This is a genomic window from Wolbachia endosymbiont (group A) of Cydia amplana (assembly GCF_964028495.1).
Classification (GTDB): domain Bacteria; phylum Pseudomonadota; class Alphaproteobacteria; order Rickettsiales; family Anaplasmataceae; genus Wolbachia; species Wolbachia pipientis.
In genome coordinates, this window is record NZ_OZ034792.1 from 1,220,546 (window position 1) to 1,246,648 (window position 26,103).

Consider the following 26,103-nt stretch of genomic DNA (forward strand, 5'->3'; position numbering starts at 1 on the left):
AGAAAAGAAATGGACGGATGGCCGAGCGGTTTAAGGCACCAGTCTTGAAAACTGACGTACGTGATGAGCGTACCATGGGTTCGAATCCCATTCCGTCCGCACAGCATCTCGCTATGCTAGCTGATTTTTAGAGCTTATTTGGACTATGTGGTTCATAACGCTGGAAATCTTGTCTAATCTAGCCACATCTTTTAAAAATACATCCCTTTGTAAATTGACCTTGTTAGCAAAGAAAGCTAATATCTATAAATAGATCACCATCTGAATATGAAAACCGATATAGTAATAATAGGTGCAGGACCTGTTGGAATATTCACTGCTTTTCAAGCGGGAATGCTTGATATGAAATGTCATATAATAGATGTTTTGGATCAAGCAGGAGGACAATGCACAGCTCTTTACCCAGAAAAGCCAATATATGATATACCTGGTTATCCTGTAATTACTGCCCAAAAATTAATTGAGCAGCTAATGGAGCAAGCTTCGCCATTTAAGCCTATTTACCATTTAAGTCAAAAAGTAGAAAAGATTTCGAATAACTGCGATCAAAGCTTTATTATCATAACTAATACAGGTACAGAGGTAAAATGCAAAGCCGTTATTGTTGCTGCAGGTAACGGAATGTTTGAACCTAACCGTCCGCCCTTGAATGGTATATTAGAATATGAAAATAAATCTGTATTTTACAGTGTAAATAAAATTTCTGATTTTCAGGATAAAACTATAGTCATTGCAGGGGGGGGTGATTCTGCGGCTGATTGGACTGTAGAACTTTCTAAAGTTGCGAAGAAAATTTATGTGATACATAGGAGAAAGGAATTTCGCTGCACTCCTGAAACTAGAAATAAATTAGAATCACTTGAAAGTGATGGAAAGATAGAACTGGTAGTGCCATATCAATTACACGAACTAGCAGGAGGTAATGGGCAATTGAGCACAGTGATAGTAAAAAACATTGCCTCTAAGGAAGAAAAAGAAATATCCGCTGATTTTTTGCTGCCATTTTTTGGATTGTCAATGAATCTTGGTCCAATAAACAATTGGGGTATACAGTTAGAACATAGCCGCATAGTTGTCGACCCAGCTACACTTAAAACCAGTAGAGATAGGATATATGCAATCGGAGATATAGCTATTTATTCAGGCAAACTAAAGTTAATATTAAGTGGTTTTGCTGAGAGTGCCATGGCTTGTCATGACATATACAAAGTAATCCACAATTCTCCAGTCAATTTTCAATACTCGACTTCGAAGGGAATTCACGGGAAAGAAAAACTTCCTTGACAAACCTCGCCAGCTCCCTTATCATGAAACTGAAGCTATTGTATTTGCTTTCGCCAATCTGCAGATTAAAAGGTAAGGATTACTTAATGTATCGGCGTCTTATGTTCAATTTTTTACAGTATATAGATACTGTATGTCTTTACAAAACTTCATCTACATCTAGATTTTTATCTAAATAAGCTGAACGCGCTTATAAAGCGTTAGAAGACATCAAAAAATGCCAATACTCGACAGAGATAGTAAAAGACTAGCTAACTCGGGGATTCTTTGTCTTTTTTTCTGCTTAGTAAATTTCTTAAACATTTGCAGCGCAGGTTAGTTGCAATTAAAAGCAGCTAAATCTTGCTTGTCAAGCGTTTAAAACATAAAAAACGCCAATATTTTAAAGCGGATAATAACCCCAGGGCTTCTTTTGCCTTTTTTTTCATTTGGTAAATTTCTTAAATATTTGTGGCTAAACGACAACCGTCATCCCGCTGCTTGTTAGCGTGATCTAGAGATACCGCGAATGAATCGCGGTATGACGTAGGACTGCTGTCATTCCAGTGCTCCTTTTTTTGTCATCCGAGTAGCTGACACTGGGATCCAGGAAACTTAACTTTACACCAGGTGAATGTACAATAAGAACTGGATTCCAGACTGGAATGACACCGAAGGGGCTACTGGGATGACAGGAGAAAGAGGCACTGGAATGACAAAGAGGGTACTTGGATGACAGGAGGTAATGCAGGAAGTCTAATAGTGCAGCAACACGGAACCCCAGGTCAGGCCTGCACCTATTGAAATCAGCAGTACCAGATTTCCTGATTTTATTTTTGATTCTTGTATTGCATAGTCTAAGGCCAGTGGAATTGATGCCGCTGAGGTGTTTGCATGCTTATCAACGGTATTAATCACTTTCTCTATAGGAAAATCTAATTTCTTTACTACTGCTTCAATAATACGAATGTTTGCTTGATGGGGAATTAACCAGTCAATATCAGTGATTTTCAAATTATTGCATTTCAGAGTTTCCTCTACTGAGGCTGTTAACTTATCCACTGCATGTTTAAACACTTCTCTTCCATTCATGCATATTTTTCCAGAATCACCAGTAGAGGATACCCCTCCGTTCGTACATAGTATGTCCACATTGCCGTCAGAGTATAAGTTTGTTGATATGATGCCGCTTCTACCCATTTCTGATTTCATCACCACTGCACCAGCACCATCACCAAAGAGTACACAAGTTGACCTATCTTCCCAATCAACAATCCTAGACATTATTTCAGCACCTATAACCAATGCATATTTAATTCTATTGTTAGATTTTATGAGCGAATCAGCAACTGTAACTGCATATATAAAACCAGAGCATGCTGCTTGTACATCAAAAGCAAATGCGTTTTTACATTTTAACTTACTTTGTACAATCGTTGCACAGCTAGGAAAAGTTTTATCAGGAGTTGTTGTAGCAACTATAATCAAGTCAATTTCATCTACTGAAATTTTAGCTTTTTCTATAGCACTTTTTGCTGCATTTACAGCTAGATCTGACGTTAGTTCTCCTTCATCTGCTATATGCCTTTGAACTATTCCTGTTCTCTGCCTTATCCATTCATCGCTCGTCTCAACTATCGATGCAATTTCGTTGTTACTCAACATTTTTCTTGGTAGGTAAGATCCAGTGCTTAATATGAAACTTTTATTCAATATGACTTACCCCGTTAATTATCTTTTGATTTAAATTTTCACTAATTGCATTTACTGCAAATTTTATGGCATGGGCAAAAGAAATAGCATCAGAATTTCCATGACTTTTAATGATGATACCATTCAGCCCTAAAAACATAGCTCCACTTCTAATTTTGGGATTAAAACGCGTTAAAGCTTTATTTAGTTTGGATTTTAACAATATACCAACAAGCATTTTCGCTATCCACGAATTGAATACTTCCTGCTTTATTAGATTGATAAAGGTACTAGCGGTTGCCTCAGCCGTTTTGAGCATTACATTGCCAACAAAACCATCAGCAACAATCACATCTATACTACCCTCTAAAAATTCACTTGCCTCTATATACCCTTTGAAATTAATGCCTGGAGCGTTTTTAAGCAACTCAAAAGCGCCGCGCACTGAGTCATTACCTTTAACTTCTTCTGTGCCGATATTTAGCAAAGCAACTTCAGGATTGTCAATTTTTAATGCTATTTTTGCAAATATACTACCCATTAACGCAAATTGAAATAATGAGTCGGCATTACAATCAACATTTGCACCAAGGTCAAGCAAAGCGAAGCTTTTTGTCTTAGTTGGACAGATAGAGGCAATAGCAGGACGATAAATGTTTGGTAATGTTCCTAAAATAAATCTGGAAATTGCCATCAATGCTCCGGTGTTGCCTGAAGACACCACTCCGAAAGCTTTACCTTTTTTTACTGCCTCAATGGCAGCTTTCATACTTGAGTCTTTACGATGCCTCAGTGCAAAAGATGGCTTATCATTTGCAAGAACATTGTCAGAACAATGAGTAAACTCAGAATTGTTACTTACTTTTTTGTATTTTGAAAGCAAAGGAGATACTTCTTCCTTATCTCCATAAATATGAAAAAAAACTTTAATGCCTGGGTCAACAAGGTTGTCTAAAAAAAAACCAGCACCATGAATTACGGAAAGAGGCGCAAAATCGCCCCCCATAGCGTCAAGTGCAATAACTATATTATTATTGACCGTAGGTAACATATCATAATAGTCACTCTGCCTGTTGCTTGATGAAAACCCGTTTTCCTTTGTAACTGCCATCAACTGCTACGTTATGAGGCAACATGAATTCCCCAGTTGTTGAACATACCACAATATTCTTAGGCTCAATAGCATGATGAGAACGATGCATATTACGCCTTGACTTTGACTTTTTTCTTTTTGGAACTGCCAAAACTTCCTCCATTCTACTACAAAATTCAATTCATTAGTAACATGTTTTTTACAGGAAGTAAACAGGGATAGTAAAATAAGTAAGGTTTGCTTATGTAATTGAGTTCTATAGCTAAAGTGGCTCTACAATTTGAAAAACCGTCATTCCGCTACTCGTTAGCGGAATCTATACCGCGAATGAATTGCGGTATGACGTAGGGAAACCTTTCTTGGGTTAAGCTTTAAATTAAAACATCAAGTATATTGAACTTAAAACATATCTCAGCTATACTTTGCGATAAAGTTAATAAAAATTTTAATAAAATCAGTAAGACTAACCTCTAGCTAAAATGAATACAAAGTGAGCTTTTTTGATATAAATAGTGTTAGAATAATTGGTAGGTACTTTATCAATTTTTTGTTAAGGCTTGGTAGTGCATTCATATTTTTTATTCAATCTCTATACCACTGCCTTGTGCCACCATATTATTTTAGCAACATAGCAAGACAAATTATAGAGATAGGCTTTTTCTCTCTGCCAATTGTTGGGCTCACTGGAGTTTTTATAGGAGCGGCAATAGTTTTACAAAGTAGCTTGAGTGACCCATTAATTAACCAAGAACAGATAATACCCAAACTTGTTACGATCACTATCATTAAAGAGTTAGGACCAGTTTTGATCAGCTTAATAATGGTAGGAAAGGTTGGATCATCAGTTGCAGCAGAAATTGGTACAATGCGCATCACCGAGCAAATAGATGCACTTACAACCTTGAACATCAACCCTTTTAAATATTTAATTGCACCAAGGATTTTAGCGTCAATCATAGTATTTCCCATACTTACAGTATGTGCAGATTTAATAGGAATATTTGGAGGATGTATCACTGCAGTCTTCGAATTTAACCACAATTTAAATATATATATTAAACACACAGCTCAGTTCTTTAATACGTATGATTTTATAACTGGGCTAATAAAAGCAACTGTATTTGGCGCCATAATTTCTGTCTCAAGCTGCTATTACGGTTACCATTGCAAAGAAGGTGCACGAGGAGTAGGTGTTGCTACAACATCAACTGTTGTTTTATCGTCCATACTGATCATTTTAGCAAACTACATGATTACTTTGATACATGCGTAACCCCATAATATCAATATTGAACTTAAGATTATCTTTTGATGATAGGACAGTACTAAAAGATCTAAATTTTGATATATTAAAAGGGGAATCATTAGTCATACTTGGTGGCTCAGGAAGCGGCAAATCTGTATTAACAAAAACAATTATCGGCTTGCTTGCTCCAGACTCAGGGTCTGTTAAAATAAATAGTAAAAGCAAAAATAAATTTGGGGTTTTATTTCAAAATTCCGCTTTATTTGACTACGTTACAGTGTGGGAAAATATATCTTTTAATTATAAAAAGCGCTTTAATATCAGCAAAAAAGAGGCAAAACAGCTAGCAATCGAGAAGTTAAATGATGTTGGACTGGAGGAAAGCATAGCAGATATGTTTCCAATAGAGCTATCAGGTGGAATGAAAAAAAGAGTGGCACTTGCAAGGGCGATTGCACACAATCCAGAAATCATTATTTTGGATGAACCAACTTCAGGATTGGACCCAATTATGTCAGATATAGTAAACGAGATAATAATAAAATTATCTAGAGATCTTAACCCTACAATTATCACGATTACACATGATATTCATAGCGCATTTAAAATAGCTGATAAAATAGCAGTATTATATGAAGGGGAGATCATTTCCCATGGAACTGTTCAGGAAATACAAAATACTAATAACGAATATATAAAAAAATTCATTCATTATATATAGCTAAAGATATATACACTATTGCTAACAGTCATATTTTTAAGTTTTAACTTTGTAAAAGGTAGTGGACATTGGAATTCAGATTTTTTTCAAACTGGATCCTATAGCTAACACGTCATACCGCGATTCATTCGCGGTATCTCGGCATAGATTCCGCTAACTAGTAGCGGAATGACGAATTTGTCGTTTTTCAAATTGTCGTAAGTCAGTTTAGCTATATATAGGATGACAGAAATTGTTTGTATTAGCTATATTCAAAAGCTCTATTGATATTTTGCAATATTTGTGATAAAATAATAGCTTAAGGTTGAGAGTAAAAATTTATGAGTGAAGCTCAAGGTCCAAATATTGCAGAATGGCAAGCGCAGCAGCAACACCAAGAGGCTGCTGGTGAGAAAAGTGGTTTTGGTCTTGGTCATAGTGACTCTGTTTCAACAGTCGTGGATGGAATGAAATGGTTGTTCAACTTTCATGAAGGAGCAATTGCTGCTTATAGTAACGTGTTTGAAGGTTTGGTGAGTGGTAGTAGTCTAGTAACGCTGTTTGGAAAATCAGGTAATATGTTTGGCATAAAATTTCTTGAAGGCCTTGCAGAATATTTTTCAGGTGGAGGTGGGGAAGATATGCCATCAGAAGGAATGGATATGGCTCATGGTGATGATGGACATCACTCAGATGATTACCCTCATGCCAATAACGAAATAGCTCATAATGCTGATGGTTTGCAAGACATGCATGATGCAGGTGATCACCATGGTCAATCTTTTTCACCTGGTCCTTCACCATCTGTTGGCGATGACCACGGACATGAACTTGGTTAAACGCTTAAAAACTGCTGAATAGTATGCGAGAAGGCCTAATAAGAAAAGTTGCTGTTGTTATAATTAACATGAGTTTGTCTTAGTGAAAAAGGTTTCAGTTTTAGGGTCAACAGGAAGTGTTGGAAAAAAGACTGTAGATTTGCTCTCAAAGAGAAAAGAAGAATACCAAGTGGAAGCACTAAGTGCCCATTCGAACTTTGCTCTACTGGCACACCAAGCAAAACTGCTAAATGCAAAATATGTTGCTATCTCCGATGAAAGGCTTTACAAAGATTTAAAAGAAAATCTACTTGGTACAGATGTAAAAATAGCAATTGGTGCTACAAATATTGCTACCATACCTGTTGATCTCTCAGTTGTTGCAATAGTTGGCATTGCAGGCCTTGAGCCAGTTATGGAGGTTATAGAAAGCGGTACCAAAGTCATTGCATTGGCAAACAAAGAAAGCATTGTTTGCGGTGGAAAGTTATTACTTAAAAAAGCTAAAGAAAAAAACGTACAAATAATCTCTATTGACTCTGAGCACAACGCAATTTTTCAAATTTTGCAAAATGACGACAAATGCATAGAAAAGATCATACTTACTGCTTCTGGTGGACCATTCTTAAATTATAGTTCTGAGCAATTAAGAAATGTCATAGTAGATCAGGCGCTTAGTCACCCCACTTGGAATATGGGAAAGAAAATCTCGATTGATAGCGCAACAATGATGAATAAGGCACTAGAGATAATAGAAGCACATAACTTGTTTAACATCAGCCCGGATAAAATTGAAGCAATAGTGCATCCTGAGTCAATAGTACATGGAATTGTAACTTATAAGGATGGGTTCAACTTTGCTGTGCTTGCAGAGACTGACATGGCAATTCCCATTTCATATGCTTTGTCTTGGCCGGAAAGATCAGCTTTAAATCGTAAATTAGATTTAACAAAGCAAGGAAAATTGACCTTTCAAGAACCAGACCATAAGCGTTTTCCTGCGCTAAAGCTTAGCATGGCAGTGTTAAACTCTTCTGCTCCACAAACAAACAGTATTGTGCTCAATGCTGCAAATGAAATAGCTGTTAATGAATTTTTGAAGTCACGAATCGGCTTTTTAAAAATAGTAGAAGTAGTGGAATCAACAATGGAAAGTTTTGATAGTTATACTGATATTAATTCACTATCTGATATAATAAATATTGATTGTGAAAGTCGTATTATTGCTCACAAAATTGTTGAAAGTAAAGTTGTTGCGTATAGCTAGAGTAATGTAACCAGACTGCATTCTGTGATTTTTTTTTTTAGCAAAGCACGATACACAATCGTCATTCCGCTACTAGTTAGCGGAATCTATGCCGAGATACCGCGGCGGTATGACGGTTCGCGGTGGTATGACGGTTAAGTAATTCGTCATCCCGCTGCTTGTTAGCGGGATCTAGAGATACCGCGGCGGTATGACGGTTCGCGGCGGCATAGCTATAGCTATCTTCAAAAATATGGTTGAATAATTGTTAATAATAGTGTATAATTATTAATATTTTTAAGCACTTTGGCTATGGCTTTATCTAAGTTTCTCGACCCTAAGCTGGATTTAACCTTTAAAAGAATCTTTGGCACTGAAAAAAATAAGAATATTCTCATACATTTTTTGAATGATATTTTAGGGTTTACTGAGATAAATACTATACAAGAAGTGGAATTCCTCAGTACTATAATGGATCCTGAAATTGCATCTGATAAACAAAGTATAGTTGATGTTCTTTGCAGGGATTCTAGTGGGGCCAGGTATGTGATTGAAATGCAGCTTACTCGCGATAAAGGCTTCGAAAAACGAGCTCAACTATATGCTGCTAAGGCTTACTCAAGGCAAGCTGATAAATCTGGTAAGTACATTGATTTAAAGAAGGTTTTCTTTATTGCTATATCAAATTGTAACTTACTTCCTGAAGAAGTTGATTATATTTCTACTCACAATATACGTGATATAAAAACTAACGGCCATTACTTAAAAGATTTTCAGTTTGTCTTTATTGAGTTGCCTAAATTCGCAAAAAATAAAGTAGAGCAGTTAGAAAGTATAGTAGAAAGGTGGTGTTTCTTTTTTAAATACGCAGAAGAAACAACAGAAGAGGACTTAAAAGAGATAGCAGAAAAAGCGCCAATAATAAAGCTAGCATATGATGAATTAGACAAGTTTCGTTGGAACGAAAAAGATTTAGTAGCCTATGAAGAAAGGATAATGGATCTACGCAAAGAAGAAGCTATTCTTGAATACAGACTTGATCTTGCTGAAGAGAAAGGTATACAAAAAGGTATAGAGAAAGGGAAAATTGAAGGGAAAATTGAAGTCGCAAAAGCAATGCTGGCTAACAATGTTGATGTCAACACTATTGTCAAATTTACTGGCCTTTCTATTAGTGAGATTGAAGAATTAAGTGTGAACGGTACAGAGTAATTTCAAAGTGCATTTGCAGTTGGAACGGACACATTTAATGAGAGTCCCATTTCACGGTGTTCAAATCTACTCCTTCTTGTACCATCTCCCAAAGTGGGCTCATTTCTCTCAGTCGGCCAACATTTTTAGCAACAAGATCTGCTGCATACAAAACTTCTTCTTTAGTTGTAAATCGGCCTAGGCCAAATCTAATTGATGAATGCTCAAGGTCATGGCCATTATTTAGCGACCGTACGACATAGGAAGGCTCAAGAGACGCAGACGTGCACGCAGAACCAGAACTTACTGCTAAATCCTTGATTGCCATGATGAGAGACTCACCCTCAACATAGGGAAAGCTCAAGTTTAGGTTGCCAGGAATTCTATTTTCATAATCACCATTTAAAACGATATCAGGAAACGCTTCTTTTATCTTGTTATACAAAATATCCCTTAATTCTTCCACTCTAGTTGTTTCTTTTTTCATTTCTTCTTTAGCAATACGTGCCGCTTCACCAAAACCAACTGCAAGAGGTGTTGGAACTGTTCCAGAACGCATGCCTCTTTCCTGTCCACCACCACTAATTAGTGGTATCAGCCTAACACGAGGATTCTTTCTACGGACATATAATGCACCTATTCCCATAGGCCCATAAATTTTGTGGCTAGAGAGACTCATAAGATCAATGCACATCTCATTAACATCAATTGGAACTTTTCCAAAGCTTTGAGCTGCATCTGTGTGGAAAAATATATTACGCTTCCTGCATATTTCACCAATCTCCTTTACAGGCTGAATTACTCCGATTTCATTATTTACCATCATCACTGAAACCAGGATTGTTTTATCAGTAATTGCTTCCTCAAGCTTTAATAAATCTATAATTCCGTTTTGCTTAACAGGCAAATATGTAACTTTAAAGCCTTCATTTTCCAGATGCCGACAAGAATCCAGAACACACTTATGCTCCGTGCAGACAGTTATTATATGATTTCCTTTATTTTTATAAAAGTGAGCAACGCCCTTGATTGCCGTATTATTTGACTCAGTTGCACCTGAGGTAAAGATAATTTCTTTGCTATCTGCGTTCACCAGATCAGCGATGTGTTTCCTTGCTTTTTCCACTGCTTCTTCAGCAGTCCAACCAAATGAATGGCTGCGAGAGTGTGCATTACTGAACTCACCAAAGTAAGGTATCATCACCTCTAAAACACGGGGATCTACTTTAGTAGTAGATTGATAATCAAGAAATATTGGTAATTTTATTTTAGCATCGTGTATTTTTTTACTTTCAACATTCATAAAGCTACCACGGAGACAAAATTTACAATTATTTTATAGCATTAAAACTTAATTTTTTCAAGATATAATCTTGCATCAAGTACAAAAGTGTCATCCAAGTAGCTGACACATAACTGTACGAACATTTATTTGCGAAAGCAGTGTGTTAAATGTTATAGCCAGTTTTGCCTCAAACACAAAGGCAGTGCCCAGACACTGGGATGACACCCTATTGGTGGCAATTGCTTCCAAATCATAATGTTTGTACAGCTGTGCGCCGTGCGCTGGAATCCGTTTTAGCCCTTATCTATATCTCAGTTCCACCAACAGTTATTGCGTCGACTTTGAGTGTCGGCTGACCAACTCCAACGGGCACATTTTGTCCATCTTTCGAGCATGTGCCAACACCAGGATCTAACTTTAAGTCATTACCAACCATAGATACTTTTTTCAACACTGTTTGACCGTCACCAATTAGTGTTGCTCCTTTTACTGGCTGTGTAATTTTGCCATTTTCTATTAGGTAAGCTTCCGAAGATGAAAAAACAAATTTTCCTGACGTTATATCAACCTGCCCACCACCGAAATTTACTGCATATAGACCTTTCTTTACGCTAGATATTATTTCCTTCGGTGTATACTTTCCGGGCAACATATAGGTGTTTGTCATGCGCGGCATAATAACTTCTTTATAACTTTCTCTTCTACCATTACCAGTTGGGCTTACACCCATGAGTTTAGCGTTCATATGATCCTGCATGTATCCTTTTAGGATCCCATCCTCTATCAATATATTATAACTGGGTGGAGTGCCTTCATCGTCTACGCTGATAGAGCCGCGCAAATTGGGCAGAGTTCCGTCATCAACTACTGTGATGTCACTAGCTGCTACTTGTTTACCCACAGAATTTGAAAATGCTGAGACTTTTTTGCGATTGAAGTCGCCCTCAAGTCCATGACCCACGGCTTCGTGTAACAATATTCCTGGCCAGCCTGGACCTAAAACGACTGTCATTTCTCCGGCTGGAGTTGGAATTGCTTCAAGATTTACCAGTGCTTGTTCTAACGCTTGGTTTGCAACTTCTTTCCACTTTTTCTCAGAAATAAACTTACTATAAGAGTCCCTTCCACCATGCCCTGCAGAACCTCTTTCGGTACGGCCATCTTTTTCTACAATGACTAGCACATTAAAACGTACCAGAGGCCTGATATCGCTTAATCTGTGATCACCCTTTATTATTTGTACAACTTGCCATTCTCCACTTAGAGTTATTTTTACTTGCTTCACGCAGTTATTTTTGGACCTTACATACTCATTAACCTCATTGAGTAGCTTAATCTTTGAATTCAGATCCATTTCATTTATAGGGTTAATCCTCGAATATAGGCTTTTTGTCTCTTCGTTTAAATTTATTGAATTTGTCTTGTTTAAAGACACTGAGCTTTTTACCATAGAAGCAGCATTACTAATTTCTTTTTCGCTGATCTCAGAAGAACAAACGAAAGATGTACTATCTTCACAAAAAGACCTTAAACCAAATCCCCTTCTAGTATTCAAGTCCATGTGTTTTAATATGTTATCCTCAAAAACCAGGGACTCCGACTGGCAAAATTCTAGAAACAGCTCACCACCATCGCTATTGCTCAAAGCGTTATTGACTATTTTATATACGTTATTAATATTAACATTGTTTTGAGCAAAAAATATTTGATCTAGATTTGGCATTACCTTTGAACTAAAAATTGTTTAAGTATATTATTTAACTTTAACATAGTAAACTATAAAAAGCCCGGGTGGCGGAATTGGTAGACGCGCTAGCTTCAGGTGCTAGTAACTTTTTAAGTTGTGGAAGTTCAAGTCTTCTCTCGGGCACTCTTAGCTTCCATATTGCTTATTGAATTAATTAATGTTATAATATAACATATTAGGTAATATTCATGCTATGTATAGTGAAAAAAATAAGTTAGCCTGCAGAAAGAAGGTACGAACTTACTCGAAACGCTTAGTTACTACACTATCTACTATCTCTTTCATTGGATACATAGCGGCATTGGTCTTGAATATTCCTGTCTTAAGTCTGTATTTTAGTATTGCCTGCACTATATTAAGTGTACTTTCATCTACCTTAAACATATGGTCATTAGCTGATCATTTTAGGCAGCGTGATCTTAATAAGCAGCTTGGTGTAGAAAACACTCCTGGACAAGAAAAACTAACGAAGATCTGTCTTGATATTACATCTAACGTTTTGTTTTTAATAGGAGGAATTACACCTATATTGCCCTTTGAATCTCCTATCATTCCTTTTGTTTCCACTGCCTTTTTTATTCTAGGCTGTGCCTTTATGGCAACTAATATCGTTCGGACTAGGATTAGCGAACCACAGGCAAAAAAACCTACTGATGACCACTCCCTAACTGCAAAAGCAGCTTAAGTATTAACTTATACAGGAATATTAGCTATATAATTCCACTGAAGAGAGCCATTCAAAAGAGTTCGATGTAATTAGCGTCAAAAAAGTGTAAGCAGAAATTGTGGGCTTATTGGGGTAGGAGCGCTTAGTACTCCTACTTCCACATCAATTACTTGAATAATTGCTCAAGCTATCAAAATAAAAGTTTTTATTCAGTAATTTGTGTATAAAGGGTACTATTTTACTAGTAGTGAAATAAATCAGAATGAAGTCTATTTTATTAACGAGGCCTTTATTGGACTCGTTCAATACAAGAAATATATTGAGAAAGTATGGATACAAAGTTTTTATAGAACCAGTATTCACAATAAAGTACTTAAATCCTGATATATCTGCGTACGAATTTGACGTTGTGATATCTACAAGTAAAAACAGTGTAAAGGCTCTTAGTCAAATATGCAAAGAGGATGACTTTCCGATTATTACAGTTGGTAATTCAACCATGCAGGCTGCAAAAAATTTGGGATTTTCTGATATAATCTCAGCAGACAGCAACGTTGATGTTCTGATATCATTCATAAAAGCTCATTATTCAAACGCAATAAAGTTCTTGTATATAAGGGGACAAGAAGTATCATGTGATCTAAAAAAGAGATTATCTGAAGAAGATTTTAACATAAGAGAAGTTGTACTCTATAAAACAATTATTAAAAGGAGTCTAACTAATAGGTGTAAAAATTTGCTGTTGGATGGTAAAATTGATAGTGTTGCTTTTTTTTCCTCACAGACAGCAAGGGTATTTTGTTCATTAGTTCTAAAAAGTGGGCTATCTCATGTGATGAGCAATATAACTGCATATACCATGAGTAAAAACATTGCTGATAGTTTAAAGTTAATCAAATGGAAAAAAATTATAACATCGAGGTTGCCTACTGGGGAGAGTTTAATTGATATAATTAATAAGGATTGTTGATGCTAAAGATTGCAACTTGGAACGTAAACTCTATACGCAAAAGAGTTAACCAACTTTGTAGTTTTATAGTTGATAGTCAGGTAGATATAATTTTGCTGCAAGAGATAAAATGTACAGAAGAGCAATTTCCTTACGCAGAGATAGAAAAGTTAGGATATGAATATGCTATCTATGGACAAGTTGCAAGAAATGGCGTTTGTGTCTTATCTAAATATCCGATACTGGAGAAGTTTAAAATTGACATTGTGGAAAGTCATCAAGAAGCACGTTATATAGAGTGTGTGATAAAACACACCAATCATAAGGTAAGGGTAGGAAGTGTATACGTTCCAAACGGTCAAAGCCCGGACTCTCAAGCATTTGAATATAAACTCAAGTTTTTTGATAATCTATATGAAAGGATGAGCACTTTGTTAAAGAATGAAGAGTTAACTATTATAGCTGGCGATTATAATGTTGCACCGGATGAAATTGATGTCTTTGATTCAAACTTATTGAATGGCCAAGTGTGCTTTCATATAAGAGAACGTGAGAAGTTAAGAGCGATCTTGAATCTTGGGTTTAAAGATGCGTTTAGAATATCTCACCCAAATTTGCAACAATTCACTTGGTGGCATTATCAAGGCAATTCACTCAGAAATAATCAAGGAATGCGAATAGATTATATGCTGTTATCACCACAAGCTGTAGATAAATTGGAAACATGCTACATAGATGATAGATTGCGTAAGCTAGAAAATCCGTCTGACCATACTCCTGTTGTATGTGCTATAGAATAATAGTAGACCTCTTACACAACTCACTTTTTGGCAAACTTAGGTAATCCCTGCTTGTTTGTTGCTTGTGTTTTCTTCCCTTCGTTTGTTTTCCTTTCTTGTCCAAGGTTGATCTTGCTGTTTGCTTTCTTCGTTTCCCCTGTTGTTTTCCTGGGAAATTTGCTCAGGAACAGGTTGTTGTTCACTCTTTTCTTTTCCTTGGGAAATTTGTTCAGAAACAGAGGTGCCTTTCTCAACTTCTGTAACTGGGGTTTTTAAAATATCATCAATGCCCTCGAGAATTTTTCCATTCAGTTTTGCTCTCTTTTCTGTATCATCTTTATCTTGTGAGCTAGGGTCATACAAAGTACCTTTTTTGTTATTTGAAAAAAGAACCTCCACTCCTCCTTTTATGGCAAATATTGTGCCGATAGCAGTAAGAACTACTCCGAGTGTAGTAGGACCAAAAATTAACATTGGAATAGTGGAAAGAAGGACAGGAAAAAAGATCTTGCTTAAGAACGTTGTTACCATCTCTTCATCACTGAGTGGTGGTTCATCCTCTTCTTTCTTGTCTTTACCTAAGAATGGTATTTTTTCTTTCATCCCATCCATAAAGGAGCCAGAAATATTTTTCGGGTCTATTTTGATCCCTCCAATTAGCAGCAGCAGCATTTCCAATACAAACTTTATGGATGAATCTTTAGCTTCTGTACCGCGTATATCAGCTACACAGTCATCTACTACTTCTTTTATTTTACCATTCTTGAGATTCTCCTCATTAGCTAATTTTTTCTCTCTAATTTTCTCAAATACGGAAAGTAAAAACTGAGAAAAATTCTCTTCACTGAGTGGTTTTATATCTTTTGGATTGACATTATTAAGTAGTATGTCCTTATAAGCTGATATAAAATAATCAGTTATTTCTTTGTTCTCCTTTAATTCGGCTTTACCTTCTAATACTTTTACAAAGTAATCATAGATTACCTGATGTTCCTCTTTTTCAAAAATTTTCTCATCTTTGTTAGTTACCTGATTTGAAGGTTCCAAATTCTTTGTTTGTGGAGTTAATATTTTTGTCATAACTGAGTTACTCACATTTACTATACTTCAATTGTAGCATATTTTTCATATTAATTCAAATAATCTATACTCTTAGAATCCGCCATGTTTAAGTCATAATTAAGAGCCCAGTTGTCGCCAACTTTTATTTCTACTTCAAGTGGTATAGAAATTTCTACTACACCTTCCATTATATTTTTCACAAGTTTTGCTGTTTCTTGCACCTTTTCGTCTTCTACTTCAACCAGTAGTTCATCGTGAACCTGGAGGATTATTTTACCTACTTTCAATTGATCAAAAAGCTGAATTGTCGCACGTTTTATTATATCAGCAGCGGTTCCTTGCAGTGGTGCGTTTATTGCTGCCCTTTCTGCAAATTGTCTTATATAAGGAATTGTATTGTTTATGTCTCTTACAAAGCATCTTCTGCCAAACAAAGTTTCTACATAACCATGCAATCTTGCGATAGACACTGCTTTTTCCATATAGGCCTTTATTTCTGGGTAACAGGAAAAATAGTAATTAATGTATTCAGCAGCTTCCGCAATGGTAATTCCAAGCCGCTTTGCAAGACCAAATGGGCTAATGCCATATATAATTCCAAAATTGATGGATTTTGCTTTGCGTCTTAATTGCTCATCTATTTCTTGCACTCCAAAAACTTGCCTAGCGGTGATCTCATGAATATCTTGTCCGTTTGCAAAAGCTTCTTTAAATGCTGCAACGTTTGCAACGTGTGCCAGGAGTCTCAATTCTATTTGTGAATAGTCAGCAGAAATTATCTTATGCCCTTTTGGCGCAATAAATGCTTGTCTGATAAGATTTCCCTCTTCGCTTCTGATAGGAATATTCTGTAAATTAGGATTGCTGGAGCTCAGCCTTCCAGTTGCAGTTGCAGTCGTTGAAAAGCTTGTGTGTATTCTACCATCAATGGAATCAACTTGCTTTATTAGCGCATCAGTGTAGGTGCCTTTTAATTTACTTAAATGTCGCCAATTTAAGATTTTACTTGCGATTTCTACCCCTTCTTCTTCGAGTGCCTCTAGAACTTCATAATTGGTGCTATACGATCCAGATTTTTTTGACTTTTTCTTTTTATTAAGCCCCATTTTATTAAATAAAACATCACTTAATTGTTTTGGCGACGCAATATTAAATCTTTCCCCTGCTAAGTTATATATCTCATCTTCAAGCACGGCAATTACCTGCTGAGATTTATCGGACAATTCCTGTAATTTTTGTATGTTCAGTAATATCCCATTTTTCTCCATATCAAATATTACTTTCATAAGTGGCTTATCGAAGCGCTCGTAAATTGTGAACAATTTTTCCTGAAACAACCTTTGCTTTAGCTTTTCGCGAATTGCTATTAAAGTTTTTGCCGAGAAAATTTCTACATCTCCACTCAAATTATGTGCAACTATGTTTGGAATACTGTGATCATGCTTTCCTGTATCCAAGCTATACGACATTATCATCAAATCATCAACTGAATCTAACATCTTCTCTATTGCAGGGAAGATTTTCCTGATCTCTTTAATGTTATGTATTATTTTAAGCACTCCATTTGAGAGTAAAGTTGAGTTAATTGTAATAAGTGCATCTTGTATGCTGTCTTGCTCTATATAAAAAATATTACTTTCGCTATAAGATAAGGAAATTTTATTTAATAAGTTGTCTTCAAAGTGGCAATGAATTGCAATTCTGCCTTCATATCTACAATGCTCCAAAAATTTCTCTAACTCTTCACTACTATATTCTATTTTCTCTTTTGTGCTAGACCCATTATAGGAAAAAAGCTTTTCCATTTTACCTATTAAAGAATTGAATTCATACTTCTTTAAAAAGGATAATAGTTTTTCCATATTTGGAGAATGGACTTCATATTTTGCAATATCATGTTGAAGGTCTACTTTTTCGCATAGTGATAAAAGTTCTCTTGAAATTAGAGCTTTTTCCTTATGTTCGGTGAGAATATTACGAATCCTCGTTTGCTCGATATTATCAATGTTCTCTATAATATTATTCAATGAATCAAATTCATCTAGTAATTTAGCTGCAGTCTTCGGACCTATTCCCGGAACGCCTGGAATGTTGTCAGATGCATCACCAGTTAGAGAAAATAAATCAAGAAGCTTGTGTGAGTTTACACCAAATTTTTCTATTACTTGTTTTTCATCTATATATATATTTTTAATGGGGTCGAATATTAAAATATTGTGGTTCAAGAGTTGAAATAAATCTTTATCTGATGAAACGACTACCACTTTAAAGTCTTGGTGGTTGGCGTATTTTGCAGCTAGTGTTGCGATTATATCATCTGCTTCATAACCTTCAATCTCTTCATAGCTGAGGTTAAAAGCTTCTACCGCTTCTCTCAGTATGGTAAACTGTGGAGTTAGATCCTCAGGAGGCGTTACTCTGTTCGCTTTGTACTCAGGATATAAATCGTGCCTAAAATTCTTTTTTCCTGCATCAAGTGCTATAGTTAAATAGTCCGAATGGGCAATGTACTTAAGAACCATATTCAGAAAGCCATATACACCACCTATTGGCATTCCTGTTGTGGTAATTAAGTGAGGTAGTACATAGTAAGCTCTGAAAAGAAAACCATAGCCATCGATGATTGTGAAAGTTTTTTCTTTCATTGTAGATATTTATGCGTGCTTTTGATGGTCCACTATTTAGCTGAGAAAATCAAGTTTTTGTTTTTCTGCTTTTGAGCGTTGTAAGAGATTTTACCGAAAATAGCATTCATGATGGGGATGTACACATATGACCTTACCCAGAAAAAGTGGAGAGAAAGTTTGGAATGTTTTTTACAAAAAGAATGATGCATCAAATTGTTCTGGAATGCAATAGTTAATAGTGACGTTGTTTGTTATAAAAAATTTCTATGTATTCAAATATTGCAGTTCTAGTTTGTTGAGCAGAGTGTTGTGAAGTATCAATAAGTATTTCTCTTTTCAATGAGCTAAAGAAGCTTTCCACAACAGAATTGTTGTAACAACAACCTTTATGACTCATCTATGTTTTTTATGGATAAGAGATATTGATAACCTTGCGAAGTATATTGTGAACCTTGATCACTATGTAATAGTAGATTTTTGGCAGGTTTACGCTTGTTAACGTCCATTAATAAAGAGTCCATAACCAATTGTTTATTTATTGAACTGCTCATTAACTACCATGCGTGAATATAGATCGATTATTGTTGCCAAATATAGTCATCCTTCTTTGGTTTTTATATAAGTAATCCCATACTTTATTTGGTTGATCGACAATAAAGTTTTGGTCTAATATATTGGGAGCTACTGTCCGTTTGTTGTTTCTTAATTTTAAATTTTCTTCTCAATATAGCCTGAATACCATTTTTCTGCATAATACTTTGCACTGTTTTTAAGTTGCAACTTTTACCCAAAGCCTTTAATTCAGCATGAATTTTAGGAGCTCCATATCTACATTTAGAAGCTTGATATATTTTTTGAATATCTGCTAATAACTCTTTATTTGCTGATTCTCTACTGCTTATTTTCCTTGTAGTCCACTTATAGTAGCCACTAGCAGAAAACCCTACATAACTCCTGCACTTTATAGTGTTTACTATGCTCTTTTATGAAAAAATATTTTACTCTTTTTGACTGGCCAGGGCTTTTTTTAAAATGTCTCTTTCTCTTGTTACTTTTGCTAACTCTTTCTGTAAATCAAATCTCTCTTTGTCATAAGGTGCTACATCTGGAAATGCATTTGCCGCTGACTTTTTTTCGTTATATTTCTTCATCCATTTTCCTAATACACTATCCCTTATTCCTAGATCTCTTGCTACTTTTGCAACTGGTTGACCTACCTTTCTTTGTTCATTTGCCAGCTTAACAGCTTCCAATTTGAATTCTGCCGTATATTCTCTTACCATTTCTAATCCTCCAAAATTTTATTTTACCCGAAAAAACTCCTTTCTTTCTCTCCACTTTTTCTGGGTAAGGTCACTATTTGTTAAGTAATTTACACTTCAGAGTTTATCTGCTTTAAAGTTTACTCTATTCTGTTTCAGCATTTGTCATAAATCCTTAATTATTTCTGACTTTTTAGTTCAGTTTTTAACCATTCTTTCCTTAACTTAATGGCAGTGACAATAAGCCTATCTATCATTCTGATGTGATTTCAGTTTTGTTTACGTGCAAACTCTCTAATCCCACCTTGTAGTTAGGATAAATTAGAGAGACATTAAGATCTTTTTTAATTTTAACATTACTTACTCTCTTTGATCCTAAATAAAAACTCTGTGCATAATCTGGTAACTCAATTGGTTCTGGAGGGCTAACATTGAGAAGTTTGGTTGCATATATTACCACTTCAGATTGTGTAGTGGGTAAATCGTCTGCACAATTGTATATTTCACCAGGTTTTATGTTTTGCATGGAAGAAAATAAAATATTTGATATATCTTCAACGTGAATACGAGAAAAAAAATGCCCTTCTTTTTTCACATTTCTTGCTTTGCCAAGCTGCAAGTCAATTAACACGTTCCTACTAGGGCCGTATATTCCAGCTAAACGAAAAATATGTACAGGCAATCTGCTATTCAGCCACTTCCTTTCAGATTTAAGACGCTTTTCTCCTCTGATTTCTATAGGTTTTGTTTCAGATTCCTCATTCACCCAATTACCAGAGTGATCACCATAGACGCTAGTTGCAGACAAATAACCAAGCCATTTTACATTTTGCAGGCAATCACCGTATCTCTCCACAACATCATCGCCATCTGGAGGAATAGAAATTAAAACGTGCGTTGCGCTTTTAAGCAGATCTTGACTAACTTTCTCATAATTAAAGAGGATTACATCTTGTATATTTTTACTTCTTGATGTGCCACTAACTTTCCAACCTAAGTTCAGTAGTTTTTTCGATAAAAATTTAGCTACATATCCATAACCAAAGCAAAACAAGTGCATGAAAATTAATTTTTAAAATTCTTCTTGATAAATTCTACTCCTAATTTTATTCCCTCTTCATTAATAATATGCCCTAATGCATGAATTGGGTGTCCTTCAACATTTACTCCATTTTCTTTCAGAGCTTTAACCGCTAAGTCGAGGGACGAAAAAGGTACCACGTCGTCAGCATCACCATGGATAACACATATGTTAGGTTTTGACTTGATCTCTGGTGCAGTTTTTGAAGGTGAAAGAAATCTACCAGAGTATGCAACAACTGATGCACAGGATTGAGAGCGGGTGAGAGCTGTATGTATTGCAAGCATTGCTCCTTGAGAAAATCCAACTAAAGAAAGTTGCGTATCTTTTAAATTAAGCTCCTTTAATTTTGTATCAATGAAATGATTTACAATTGATGTAGCATTTTTTACTCCATTATATAGCGCTTCCTCACTACGATCTTCCAAGCTGAACCACTGATAACCATCACCTATTTCTCTTTCAAACGGAGCATTGGGTACTGCAAAATATGAACCCAGTAAAAACTTGCTCATAACTTTAGCAAGGTGAATGAAATTATCGCCACTTGAGCCCCAACCATGTAAAAAAATAATCAAATTTTTCTTATTTCCGCCTGCACAAATTTCTGGGCCTTTAAGTTCAATCATTTCTTTTCCTTTTGCGTTTATATTTTTATTTAACACTAATTTTCAAATTTGTAAAACCAATGTGCAATTACGTTCCCGATACTACAGATAAAGTAACTTAGGTTCATCGACGATTTGAAAAACCGTCATTCCGCTACTCGTTAGCGGCTGAGATACCGCGAATGAATCGCGGTATGACGTAGGGAAAACCTTAGCTATAAACCTCAGAAATAAGAAAACAAACTAGAAAAAATACCTCACTATAACTGCAGCCTTAAGCAACGTACCTTATTTATTTACGAAAACTGGTATAAATGCTATGCAAGTAGCTACACTACTTGCATGGCATCAATAATTGACCTCGACTTACCGTCCAACTAGAAAGTTGTATATAGAATGACAGAAATCCAGATGTTATTTATTTACTTTCGATCTTTTCTATCAATTTTTTAACTAAGCCTCTTAGCTTTTTACTGGATTCATCAAGCTCTTGAATCTGCGAGCTATGCTCTTTCATTAGTTCCTTATAGTTACCTCTTATGTAGTCAATCATTTCCTTCATCTGAGCAATCATCTTGTTAACATCCATACTGCCCAAATCAGGTATCATGCCAGGCATAGCCCCTTCTAACATACCGCCAGCCATAAGCTGCTGAGACATTTGCATAAATGGTTTTAAAGTCTGATTAAGCAATTCAGGATCCTTGGCTAATTTTTCTATTTGCTCTTTGCAAGTATCCATATACTGCTTCATAAATTCATCTTCTTGCCCTTTGTCTATCATAATTATAATCTACCTAAAAATACGTGTTCTTTATTATATATTATTTTAAAATTAAAAACAATACAAAATACCTGTCACAATTGCATTAATACTTTTTAAATAATAAAAAATGCTCCTTTGCTTATAAAGGGTCACATACCTTCTTTAACCATTCCTTATCTTTTACGCTATTTTCTAAGTTTTTATAGACAAATTGATGGTAGCCATTTATCCATTCAATTTCATCCTTAGTAAGCATTTGCACATTTATTAGTCTTCTATCATATGGAATAGAGGTCAGTTGTTTAAAGTTTAAGAAGCCATTCTCTTGCCTGTCAACATATATCAGATTTTCAATTCTTATTCCATACTCTCCCGGAATGTAATAGCCAGGTTCGTTGGAAAGTATCATCCCTGGCGTGAGTTTCACTTTATTACTTTTTGATATTGCTTGTGGTCCTTCGTGTACTGATAGGTAACTTCCTACTCCATGCCCTGTACCATGCATATAGTCCATTCCAAATTTCCATAAATGCGTACGTGCCAATATATCCAATTCTCCACCAGTAGTGCCGGGGGGAAAGATGACACTTGCTATAGCAATGTGAGCTTTCAACACTATTGTATAGTGGATTATTTGCTCATTGGTCGGATTACCAACTACTACAGTTCTTGTCACATCAGTTGTGCCACTAAGGTATTGGCCACCAGAGTCAATCAAATATAGTCCATTTTTCTGAATTACCTTATTCGTCTTACTGCTTGCACGATAGTGAATTATTGCACCATTTTCATTAAATGCGGAAATTGTTGGAAAGCTCAATTGTTTAAACAAATTCTGCTCTTTTCTGTATTCTAAAATCTTTTCTTCAGCTTCAAGTTCTGTACCAACATTATTTTCAAGCCAAGATAGAAAATTTGTAACTGCCACTCCATCTCTGATATGCGCATTTATAGCCCCAGCTATTTCAGTTTGGTTTTTTGCTGCTTTATAAATTAGACAAGGATCTTCTCTCTCAGCTACCTGTTTATCTTTTATTACAGCCATGATACTCATTGGAGTTGTGCTTGGATCCATGACTATTGAATTTAGCTTGTGCAGCGAATTTTCTAGCTCACTAATATCAAAAATATTTATATGATTGCCTAAATTTGCTTCTATAGTTGAATGTTCTTTATCTTGAATAAACAAATTAACATTACCGCTTTTATACAATATAGCACGGCCCAATATACATGGAGTATATTTAGCATTTTCATTTCTTAAATTTAATAACCATGAAATTGAATTTGGATCAGTTAAAAGCACTGCTTCAGCTTCTTTATCTATGCTTTTGGCAACTTTTTCACATTTGTCCTTACTACTTTCACCAGCATGTTCAATAGAATGTAAAACCACTGCTTGTTTTCGATAGTCACTTTTTTTTCCAGCTAAACAGGGTATTAATTTACAGATATTCTCATACTTTCTTATATCTTCTATGGTAAAATATTGCAAATAATAACCTAGTGAGGCAGTCGATGTTAAGTTTGCTTTTATCCATTCGCGTGGATCCTCTTCTTGTATATTATATACTTGAAAATTGCCCTGATCGAGCTGATTGTGAGCTTGTGTGATATAGCGTCCATCCGTAAAAAATGGGCACTTGTTGTTTTTTGTAACAATGAGCAGCCCATTTGTTCCTGTGAAGCCACACAGCTTTGTTAGCTCCTCTGAATACTCATTTAAATATTCATCTTTGGTGTGCAACATAAACGCCTCAGCATTTATTGCACGCATAAAAGAACGAAATTCTTCGATTTTTGACATAGAACACCTCACACAAAATTAGCAGCCACTTTCGTTTTCCTGTTTCTCAAATACACTAATATGCTCACTATCGCTGCAGGAGTGATGCCTTGTATTTGCTTTGCAATGCCAATCGTCGCTGGTTTTATCGTCTGCAACTTTTCTATTACTTCACTTGACAGGCCTTTAACTTGTGAATAGTTAAAATCAATTGGAATTTGAGTGTTAATTTCCTCTCGTAAAAACTTCATATCCGCTTCTTGTCTTATTAGATAAGGTTTGTATTTTGCTTCAATTTCAACCGCTTCGCATATTTCATTCTTAGTTATGCTACCCATTGCGGTGCCATCCCAGCGCGTGATGCTGCTTAACTCCGGCCATATTTCTTGTAATTTATTCCAGTCGATGTTTGGATAGCTAAGTAAATCTAGTGCCGTTTTTCTTATCCCATCATAAGATATTTTGATACCATAAGACCTAAGCTGCTCAGGAGTAATCGTCAGACTCCCTAACTTCTCTTCAAGCTGCTTAATGGATTCAAGTTTATTCTGTAAAACAGAGTATCTCTCATGCGAAACAAGGGAAATATCATAACCTTTTTGTGTTAATCTTCTATCTGCATTGTCTGACCTGATAGCTAGCCTATATTCTGCACGTGAGGTAAATAATCTATAAGGTTCGATCACCCCTTTGGTGACTAGATCATCTATCATTACGCCGATATATGAGTCTGTGCGATGAAGAACAAAGCTTTCTTTTTTTTCAGATGCAGAGAGTGCTGCATTAATTCCGGCAATAATTCCTTGCCCTGCTGCTTCTTCATATCCAGTAGTGCCATTAATTTGGCCAGCAAAATATAGGCCTTTAATTTTCTTAGTTTCAAGAGTATGGCTTAGTTCTCGTGGATCAATATAGTCATACTCAACTGCATATCCAGGTCTTAGTATTTCTGCATTTTCAAGTCCCTTGATACTCTTTATCATTTCACACTGCACTTCAATAGGCAATGAATTTGAAATTCCGTTCGGGTATATAGTATCATCATTCAGGCCTTCTGGCTCTAGAAATATTTGATGACTACTTTTTTCTGCAAATTTTTTAACTTTAACTTCAATTGATGGGCAGTATCTTGGTGCAACAACGTCATCTAAATATGAAGAAGCTGACCTGTGGAGATTTTCTCTGATTATTTTATGCGTGTTTTCATTAGTATGGGTAATAAAGCATGATACCTGAGGTTGGTTAATTTTTTCTGTTAAGTAAGAAAACGGCACAGGTGGGTTATCACCCACTTGTTCTTGCAATATTGACCAGTTTATAGTGCCACGATCGAGCCTTGGTGGAGTTCCGGTACGCAGTCTACCTAATTTGAAATTATATTTCTTCAACGTATTTGCAAGTTCTACGGCAGACTTATCTCCCATTCTCCCTGAAGGAGTTGCTTGCTCTCCTATATGAATCACACCTTGCAGGAAAGTCCCTGTAGTTAAAACGACTTTGCTTGTCAGTATATGCTCCCCTGAGCTTGTTATTACAGCTTTAATGCACAATTCTCCATTGTTATTACTCTCTATAAGAAAATCGTCAACCGACTCTTCTTTTACCGTCAAATTATTATAATTTAGAATAATTTCCTGTATTGCTTGCTTGTATAATTTTCGGTCTGCCTGTACACGCGGGCCCCATACTGCTGCACCTCTGCTGCTATTTAAAATGACTGAGTGTATACTTGCTTGATCGATTGCTCTTCCCATTATTCCATCAAGAGCGTCAACTTCCCTGACTACAACACCCTTTGCAACTCCTCCGATTGCTGGATTGCAGGACATTTCCCCTATAGTTGAAATTTTATGAGTTATAAGCAGCGTGTTTGCACCAAGGCGAGCTGCAGCAGCAGCAGCTTCGCACCCTGCATGACCACCACCTACTACTACTACATCATATTTATGCATGCCTTCTTGAGTAATTCTTACTCTACTAATATTCTAACTATTAGCGGTTAATGTCAAATTTTACAGTAATTAACTATTTCAATCATCAGTGGCCAATGTATAGCTAACTCACGTCATACCGTCACGGTATCTCTAGATCCCGCTAACAAGCAGCGGGATGACGGTTTTTCAAATTATCGGGTTTTAGTGGGGCGAGCGACCAGGATCGAACTGGCGACATTCAGTACCACAAACTGACGCTCTACCAACTGAGCTACGCCCGCCAAGATATAAAATTTCTAAC

25 protein-coding genes and 3 tRNA genes are annotated in these 26,103 nt (G+C 35.9%); 11 read left to right on the forward strand and 17 right to left on the reverse strand.

All coding sequences use genetic code 11. The features are described from left to right. The first annotated feature begins 11 nt into the window (after positions 1 to 11). Both ABWU40_RS06055 and ABWU40_RS06060 read left to right on the forward strand, forming a co-directional pair. Positions 12 to 99: transfer RNA gene (locus tag ABWU40_RS06055), tRNA-Ser, on the forward strand. A gap of 168 nt (positions 100 to 267) precedes the next feature. Then, positions 268 to 1,284, forward strand: coding sequence for an NAD(P)/FAD-dependent oxidoreductase (locus tag ABWU40_RS06060; protein ID WP_174516794.1), 1,017 nt, complete (start codon positions 268 to 270; stop codon positions 1,282 to 1,284). A 735-nt stretch (positions 1,285 to 2,019) separates the two neighbouring features. Here ABWU40_RS06060 and ABWU40_RS06065 read toward each other — a convergent pair. From ABWU40_RS06065 to rpmF, 3 genes are read right to left on the reverse strand one after another with little or no spacing between them, the layout of a single operon-like run. Beyond that, entirely contained in the window at positions 2,020 to 2,976 is a 957-nt protein-coding gene (locus tag ABWU40_RS06065) for a beta-ketoacyl-ACP synthase III (RefSeq protein ID WP_141456654.1), read from the reverse strand. Continuing rightward, positions 2,969 to 4,006: a phosphate acyltransferase PlsX gene (gene plsX, locus ABWU40_RS06070; RefSeq protein WP_015589311.1), complete on the reverse strand. Its 1,038-nt coding sequence runs from the start codon at positions 4,004 to 4,006 to the stop codon at positions 2,969 to 2,971. Before plsX ends, ABWU40_RS06065 begins: the two co-directional genes overlap by 8 nt. Before the next feature lie 10 nt (positions 4,007 to 4,016). Then, positions 4,017 to 4,199 (reverse strand): 50S ribosomal protein L32, encoded by a 183-nt coding sequence (gene rpmF / locus ABWU40_RS06075; RefSeq protein ID WP_041573607.1) that lies wholly within the window; start codon positions 4,197 to 4,199, stop codon positions 4,017 to 4,019. Between the two features lie 339 nt (positions 4,200 to 4,538). Here rpmF and ABWU40_RS06080 point away from each other — a divergent pair, with 339 nt between their 5' ends. The 5 genes from ABWU40_RS06080 (at position 4,539) to ABWU40_RS06100 (ending at position 9,270) form a co-directional block, all read left to right on the forward strand. Next, complete coding sequence (locus tag ABWU40_RS06080) at positions 4,539 to 5,321, forward strand: MlaE family ABC transporter permease (protein WP_015589313.1); 783 nt, start codon at positions 4,539 to 4,541, stop codon at positions 5,319 to 5,321. Further along, the gene (locus tag ABWU40_RS06085) at positions 5,314 to 6,015 is read left to right on the forward strand and encodes an ABC transporter ATP-binding protein (protein ID WP_141456653.1); all 702 of its coding nucleotides are present in this window, start codon (positions 5,314 to 5,316) and stop codon (positions 6,013 to 6,015) included. Before ABWU40_RS06080 ends, ABWU40_RS06085 begins: the two co-directional genes overlap by 8 nt. A 320-nt stretch (positions 6,016 to 6,335) precedes the next feature. Then, the gene (locus ABWU40_RS06090) at positions 6,336 to 6,833 is read left to right on the forward strand and encodes a hypothetical protein (RefSeq protein WP_007548965.1); all 498 of its coding nucleotides are present in this window, start codon (positions 6,336 to 6,338) and stop codon (positions 6,831 to 6,833) included. Between the two features lie 82 nt (positions 6,834 to 6,915). After that, a complete protein-coding gene (gene dxr / locus ABWU40_RS06095; RefSeq protein ID WP_015589315.1) occupies positions 6,916 to 8,079 on the forward strand; it encodes a 1-deoxy-D-xylulose-5-phosphate reductoisomerase in 1,164 nt (387 codons plus the stop codon). Between the two features lie 291 nt (positions 8,080 to 8,370). Further along, positions 8,371 to 9,270: an Rpn family recombination-promoting nuclease/putative transposase gene (locus ABWU40_RS06100; RefSeq protein WP_353279177.1), complete on the forward strand. Its 900-nt coding sequence runs from the start codon at positions 8,371 to 8,373 to the stop codon at positions 9,268 to 9,270. A 34-nt stretch (positions 9,271 to 9,304) separates the two neighbouring features. On the opposite strand, the gene ABWU40_RS06105 is transcribed toward ABWU40_RS06100, so the two are convergent. The 3 genes from ABWU40_RS06105 to tldD form a co-directional block, all read right to left on the reverse strand. Continuing rightward, positions 9,305 to 10,552 carry an IscS subfamily cysteine desulfurase gene (locus ABWU40_RS06105; RefSeq protein WP_015589317.1) on the reverse strand — a complete coding sequence of 416 codons (1,248 nt, stop codon included), beginning with the start codon at positions 10,550 to 10,552 and terminating at the stop codon, positions 9,305 to 9,307. A gap of 90 nt (positions 10,553 to 10,642) precedes the next feature. Beyond that, positions 10,643 to 10,783 carry a hypothetical protein gene (locus tag ABWU40_RS06110; protein ID WP_153296798.1) on the reverse strand — a complete coding sequence of 47 codons (141 nt, stop codon included), beginning with the start codon at positions 10,781 to 10,783 and terminating at the stop codon, positions 10,643 to 10,645. Between the two features lie 55 nt (positions 10,784 to 10,838). Continuing rightward, complete coding sequence (tldD, locus tag ABWU40_RS06115; RefSeq protein ID WP_141456651.1) at positions 10,839 to 12,257, reverse strand: metalloprotease TldD; 1,419 nt, start codon at positions 12,255 to 12,257, stop codon at positions 10,839 to 10,841. Between the two features lie 62 nt (positions 12,258 to 12,319). Here tldD and ABWU40_RS06120 point away from each other — a divergent pair. From ABWU40_RS06120 to ABWU40_RS06135, 4 genes are all read left to right on the forward strand, one after another. After that, positions 12,320 to 12,404, forward strand: a tRNA-Leu gene (locus ABWU40_RS06120). A 70-nt stretch (positions 12,405 to 12,474) separates the two neighbouring features. Beyond that, positions 12,475 to 12,966 carry a hypothetical protein gene (locus ABWU40_RS06125; RefSeq protein WP_015589319.1) on the forward strand — a complete coding sequence of 164 codons (492 nt, stop codon included), beginning with the start codon at positions 12,475 to 12,477 and terminating at the stop codon, positions 12,964 to 12,966. Positions 12,967 to 13,210: 244 nt separating this feature from the next. Then, positions 13,211 to 13,918 (forward strand): uroporphyrinogen-III synthase, encoded by a 708-nt coding sequence (locus ABWU40_RS06130; RefSeq protein ID WP_353279178.1) that lies wholly within the window; start codon positions 13,211 to 13,213, stop codon positions 13,916 to 13,918. After that, complete coding sequence (locus ABWU40_RS06135; protein WP_141456649.1) at positions 13,918 to 14,697, forward strand: exodeoxyribonuclease III; 780 nt, start codon at positions 13,918 to 13,920, stop codon at positions 14,695 to 14,697. The genes ABWU40_RS06130 and ABWU40_RS06135 overlap by 1 nt, the downstream gene beginning before the upstream one ends. Before the next feature lie 36 nt (positions 14,698 to 14,733). On the opposite strand, the gene ABWU40_RS06140 is transcribed toward ABWU40_RS06135, so the two are convergent. The 11 genes from ABWU40_RS06140 to ABWU40_RS06190 all read right to left on the reverse strand — a co-directional run bounded on the left by ABWU40_RS06140 (position 14,734) and on the right by ABWU40_RS06190 (position 26,083). Next, entirely contained in the window at positions 14,734 to 15,756 is a 1,023-nt protein-coding gene (locus ABWU40_RS06140; protein ID WP_015589322.1) for a hypothetical protein, read from the reverse strand. A 50-nt stretch (positions 15,757 to 15,806) separates the two neighbouring features. After that, the gene (polA, locus tag ABWU40_RS06145; RefSeq protein WP_353279179.1) at positions 15,807 to 18,383 is read right to left on the reverse strand and encodes a DNA polymerase I; all 2,577 of its coding nucleotides are present in this window, start codon (positions 18,381 to 18,383) and stop codon (positions 15,807 to 15,809) included. Between the two features lie 214 nt (positions 18,384 to 18,597). After that, positions 18,598 to 18,762 (reverse strand): IS3 family transposase, encoded by a 165-nt coding sequence (locus ABWU40_RS06150; RefSeq protein ID WP_081600771.1) that lies wholly within the window; start codon positions 18,760 to 18,762, stop codon positions 18,598 to 18,600. Between the two features lie 238 nt (positions 18,763 to 19,000). Next, positions 19,001 to 19,342, reverse strand: coding sequence for an IS3 family transposase (locus tag ABWU40_RS06155; protein ID WP_141457343.1), 342 nt, complete (start codon positions 19,340 to 19,342; stop codon positions 19,001 to 19,003). A gap of 21 nt (positions 19,343 to 19,363) precedes the next feature. Beyond that, positions 19,364 to 19,648: a transposase gene (locus ABWU40_RS06160; protein WP_041573518.1), complete on the reverse strand. Its 285-nt coding sequence runs from the start codon at positions 19,646 to 19,648 to the stop codon at positions 19,364 to 19,366. A 232-nt stretch (positions 19,649 to 19,880) separates the two neighbouring features. After that, the gene (locus ABWU40_RS06165; protein WP_015589324.1) at positions 19,881 to 20,687 is read right to left on the reverse strand and encodes an SDR family oxidoreductase; all 807 of its coding nucleotides are present in this window, start codon (positions 20,685 to 20,687) and stop codon (positions 19,881 to 19,883) included. A gap of 5 nt (positions 20,688 to 20,692) precedes the next feature. After that, positions 20,693 to 21,337: an alpha/beta hydrolase gene (locus tag ABWU40_RS06170; protein WP_015589325.1), complete on the reverse strand. Its 645-nt coding sequence runs from the start codon at positions 21,335 to 21,337 to the stop codon at positions 20,693 to 20,695. Positions 21,338 to 21,734: 397 nt separating this feature from the next. Next, a complete protein-coding gene (locus ABWU40_RS06175) occupies positions 21,735 to 22,100 on the reverse strand; it encodes a hypothetical protein (RefSeq protein WP_064125381.1) in 366 nt (121 codons plus the stop codon). Between the two features lie 121 nt (positions 22,101 to 22,221). Beyond that, the gene (locus ABWU40_RS06180) at positions 22,222 to 23,889 is read right to left on the reverse strand and encodes an aminopeptidase P family protein (protein ID WP_015589327.1); all 1,668 of its coding nucleotides are present in this window, start codon (positions 23,887 to 23,889) and stop codon (positions 22,222 to 22,224) included. Positions 23,890 to 23,897: 8 nt separating this feature from the next. Beyond that, complete coding sequence (gene mnmG, locus ABWU40_RS06185) at positions 23,898 to 25,820, reverse strand: tRNA uridine-5-carboxymethylaminomethyl(34) synthesis enzyme MnmG (protein ID WP_141456648.1); 1,923 nt, start codon at positions 25,818 to 25,820, stop codon at positions 23,898 to 23,900. A gap of 187 nt (positions 25,821 to 26,007) precedes the next feature. After that, positions 26,008 to 26,083 (reverse strand) — tRNA-His (locus ABWU40_RS06190). Positions 26,084 to 26,103: the final 20 nt, after the last annotated feature.

Coding starts and splice junctions, on each gene's coding strand:
- mnmG (WP_141456648.1), bottom strand. CDS start 25,820: ATGCATAAATATGATGTAGTAGTAGTAGGTGGTGGTCATGCAGGGTGC.
- ABWU40_RS06130 (WP_353279178.1), top strand. CDS start 13,211: ATGAAGTCTATTTTATTAACGAGGCCTTTATTGGACTCGTTCAATACA.
- ABWU40_RS06090 (WP_007548965.1), top strand. CDS start 6,336: ATGAGTGAAGCTCAAGGTCCAAATATTGCAGAATGGCAAGCGCAGCAG.
- ABWU40_RS06060 (WP_174516794.1), top strand. CDS start 268: ATGAAAACCGATATAGTAATAATAGGTGCAGGACCTGTTGGAATATTC.
- tldD (WP_141456651.1), bottom strand. CDS start 12,257: ATGCCAAATCTAGATCAAATATTTTTTGCTCAAAACAATGTTAATATT.
- ABWU40_RS06165 (WP_015589324.1), bottom strand. CDS start 20,687: ATGCACTTGTTTTGCTTTGGTTATGGATATGTAGCTAAATTTTTATCG.
- ABWU40_RS06135 (WP_141456649.1), top strand. CDS start 13,918: ATGCTAAAGATTGCAACTTGGAACGTAAACTCTATACGCAAAAGAGTT.
- ABWU40_RS06170 (WP_015589325.1), bottom strand. CDS start 21,337: ATGATTGAACTTAAAGGCCCAGAAATTTGTGCAGGCGGAAATAAGAAA.
- ABWU40_RS06140 (WP_015589322.1), bottom strand. CDS start 15,756: ATGACAAAAATATTAACTCCACAAACAAAGAATTTGGAACCTTCAAAT.
- ABWU40_RS06150 (WP_081600771.1), bottom strand. CDS start 18,762: ATGAGTCATAAAGGTTGTTGTTACAACAATTCTGTTGTGGAAAGCTTC.
- plsX (WP_015589311.1), bottom strand. CDS start 4,006: ATGTTACCTACGGTCAATAATAATATAGTTATTGCACTTGACGCTATG.
- ABWU40_RS06175 (WP_064125381.1), bottom strand. CDS start 22,100: ATGATAGACAAAGGGCAAGAAGATGAATTTATGAAGCAGTATATGGAT.
- ABWU40_RS06100 (WP_353279177.1), top strand. CDS start 8,371: ATGGCTTTATCTAAGTTTCTCGACCCTAAGCTGGATTTAACCTTTAAA.
- ABWU40_RS06085 (WP_141456653.1), top strand. CDS start 5,314: ATGCGTAACCCCATAATATCAATATTGAACTTAAGATTATCTTTTGAT.
- ABWU40_RS06180 (WP_015589327.1), bottom strand. CDS start 23,889: ATGTCAAAAATCGAAGAATTTCGTTCTTTTATGCGTGCAATAAATGCT.
- ABWU40_RS06105 (WP_015589317.1), bottom strand. CDS start 10,552: ATGAATGTTGAAAGTAAAAAAATACACGATGCTAAAATAAAATTACCA.
- ABWU40_RS06125 (WP_015589319.1), top strand. CDS start 12,475: ATGTATAGTGAAAAAAATAAGTTAGCCTGCAGAAAGAAGGTACGAACT.
- polA (WP_353279179.1), bottom strand. CDS start 18,383: ATGAAAGAAAAAACTTTCACAATCATCGATGGCTATGGTTTTCTTTTC.
- ABWU40_RS06160 (WP_041573518.1), bottom strand. CDS start 19,648: ATGGTAAGAGAATATACGGCAGAATTCAAATTGGAAGCTGTTAAGCTG.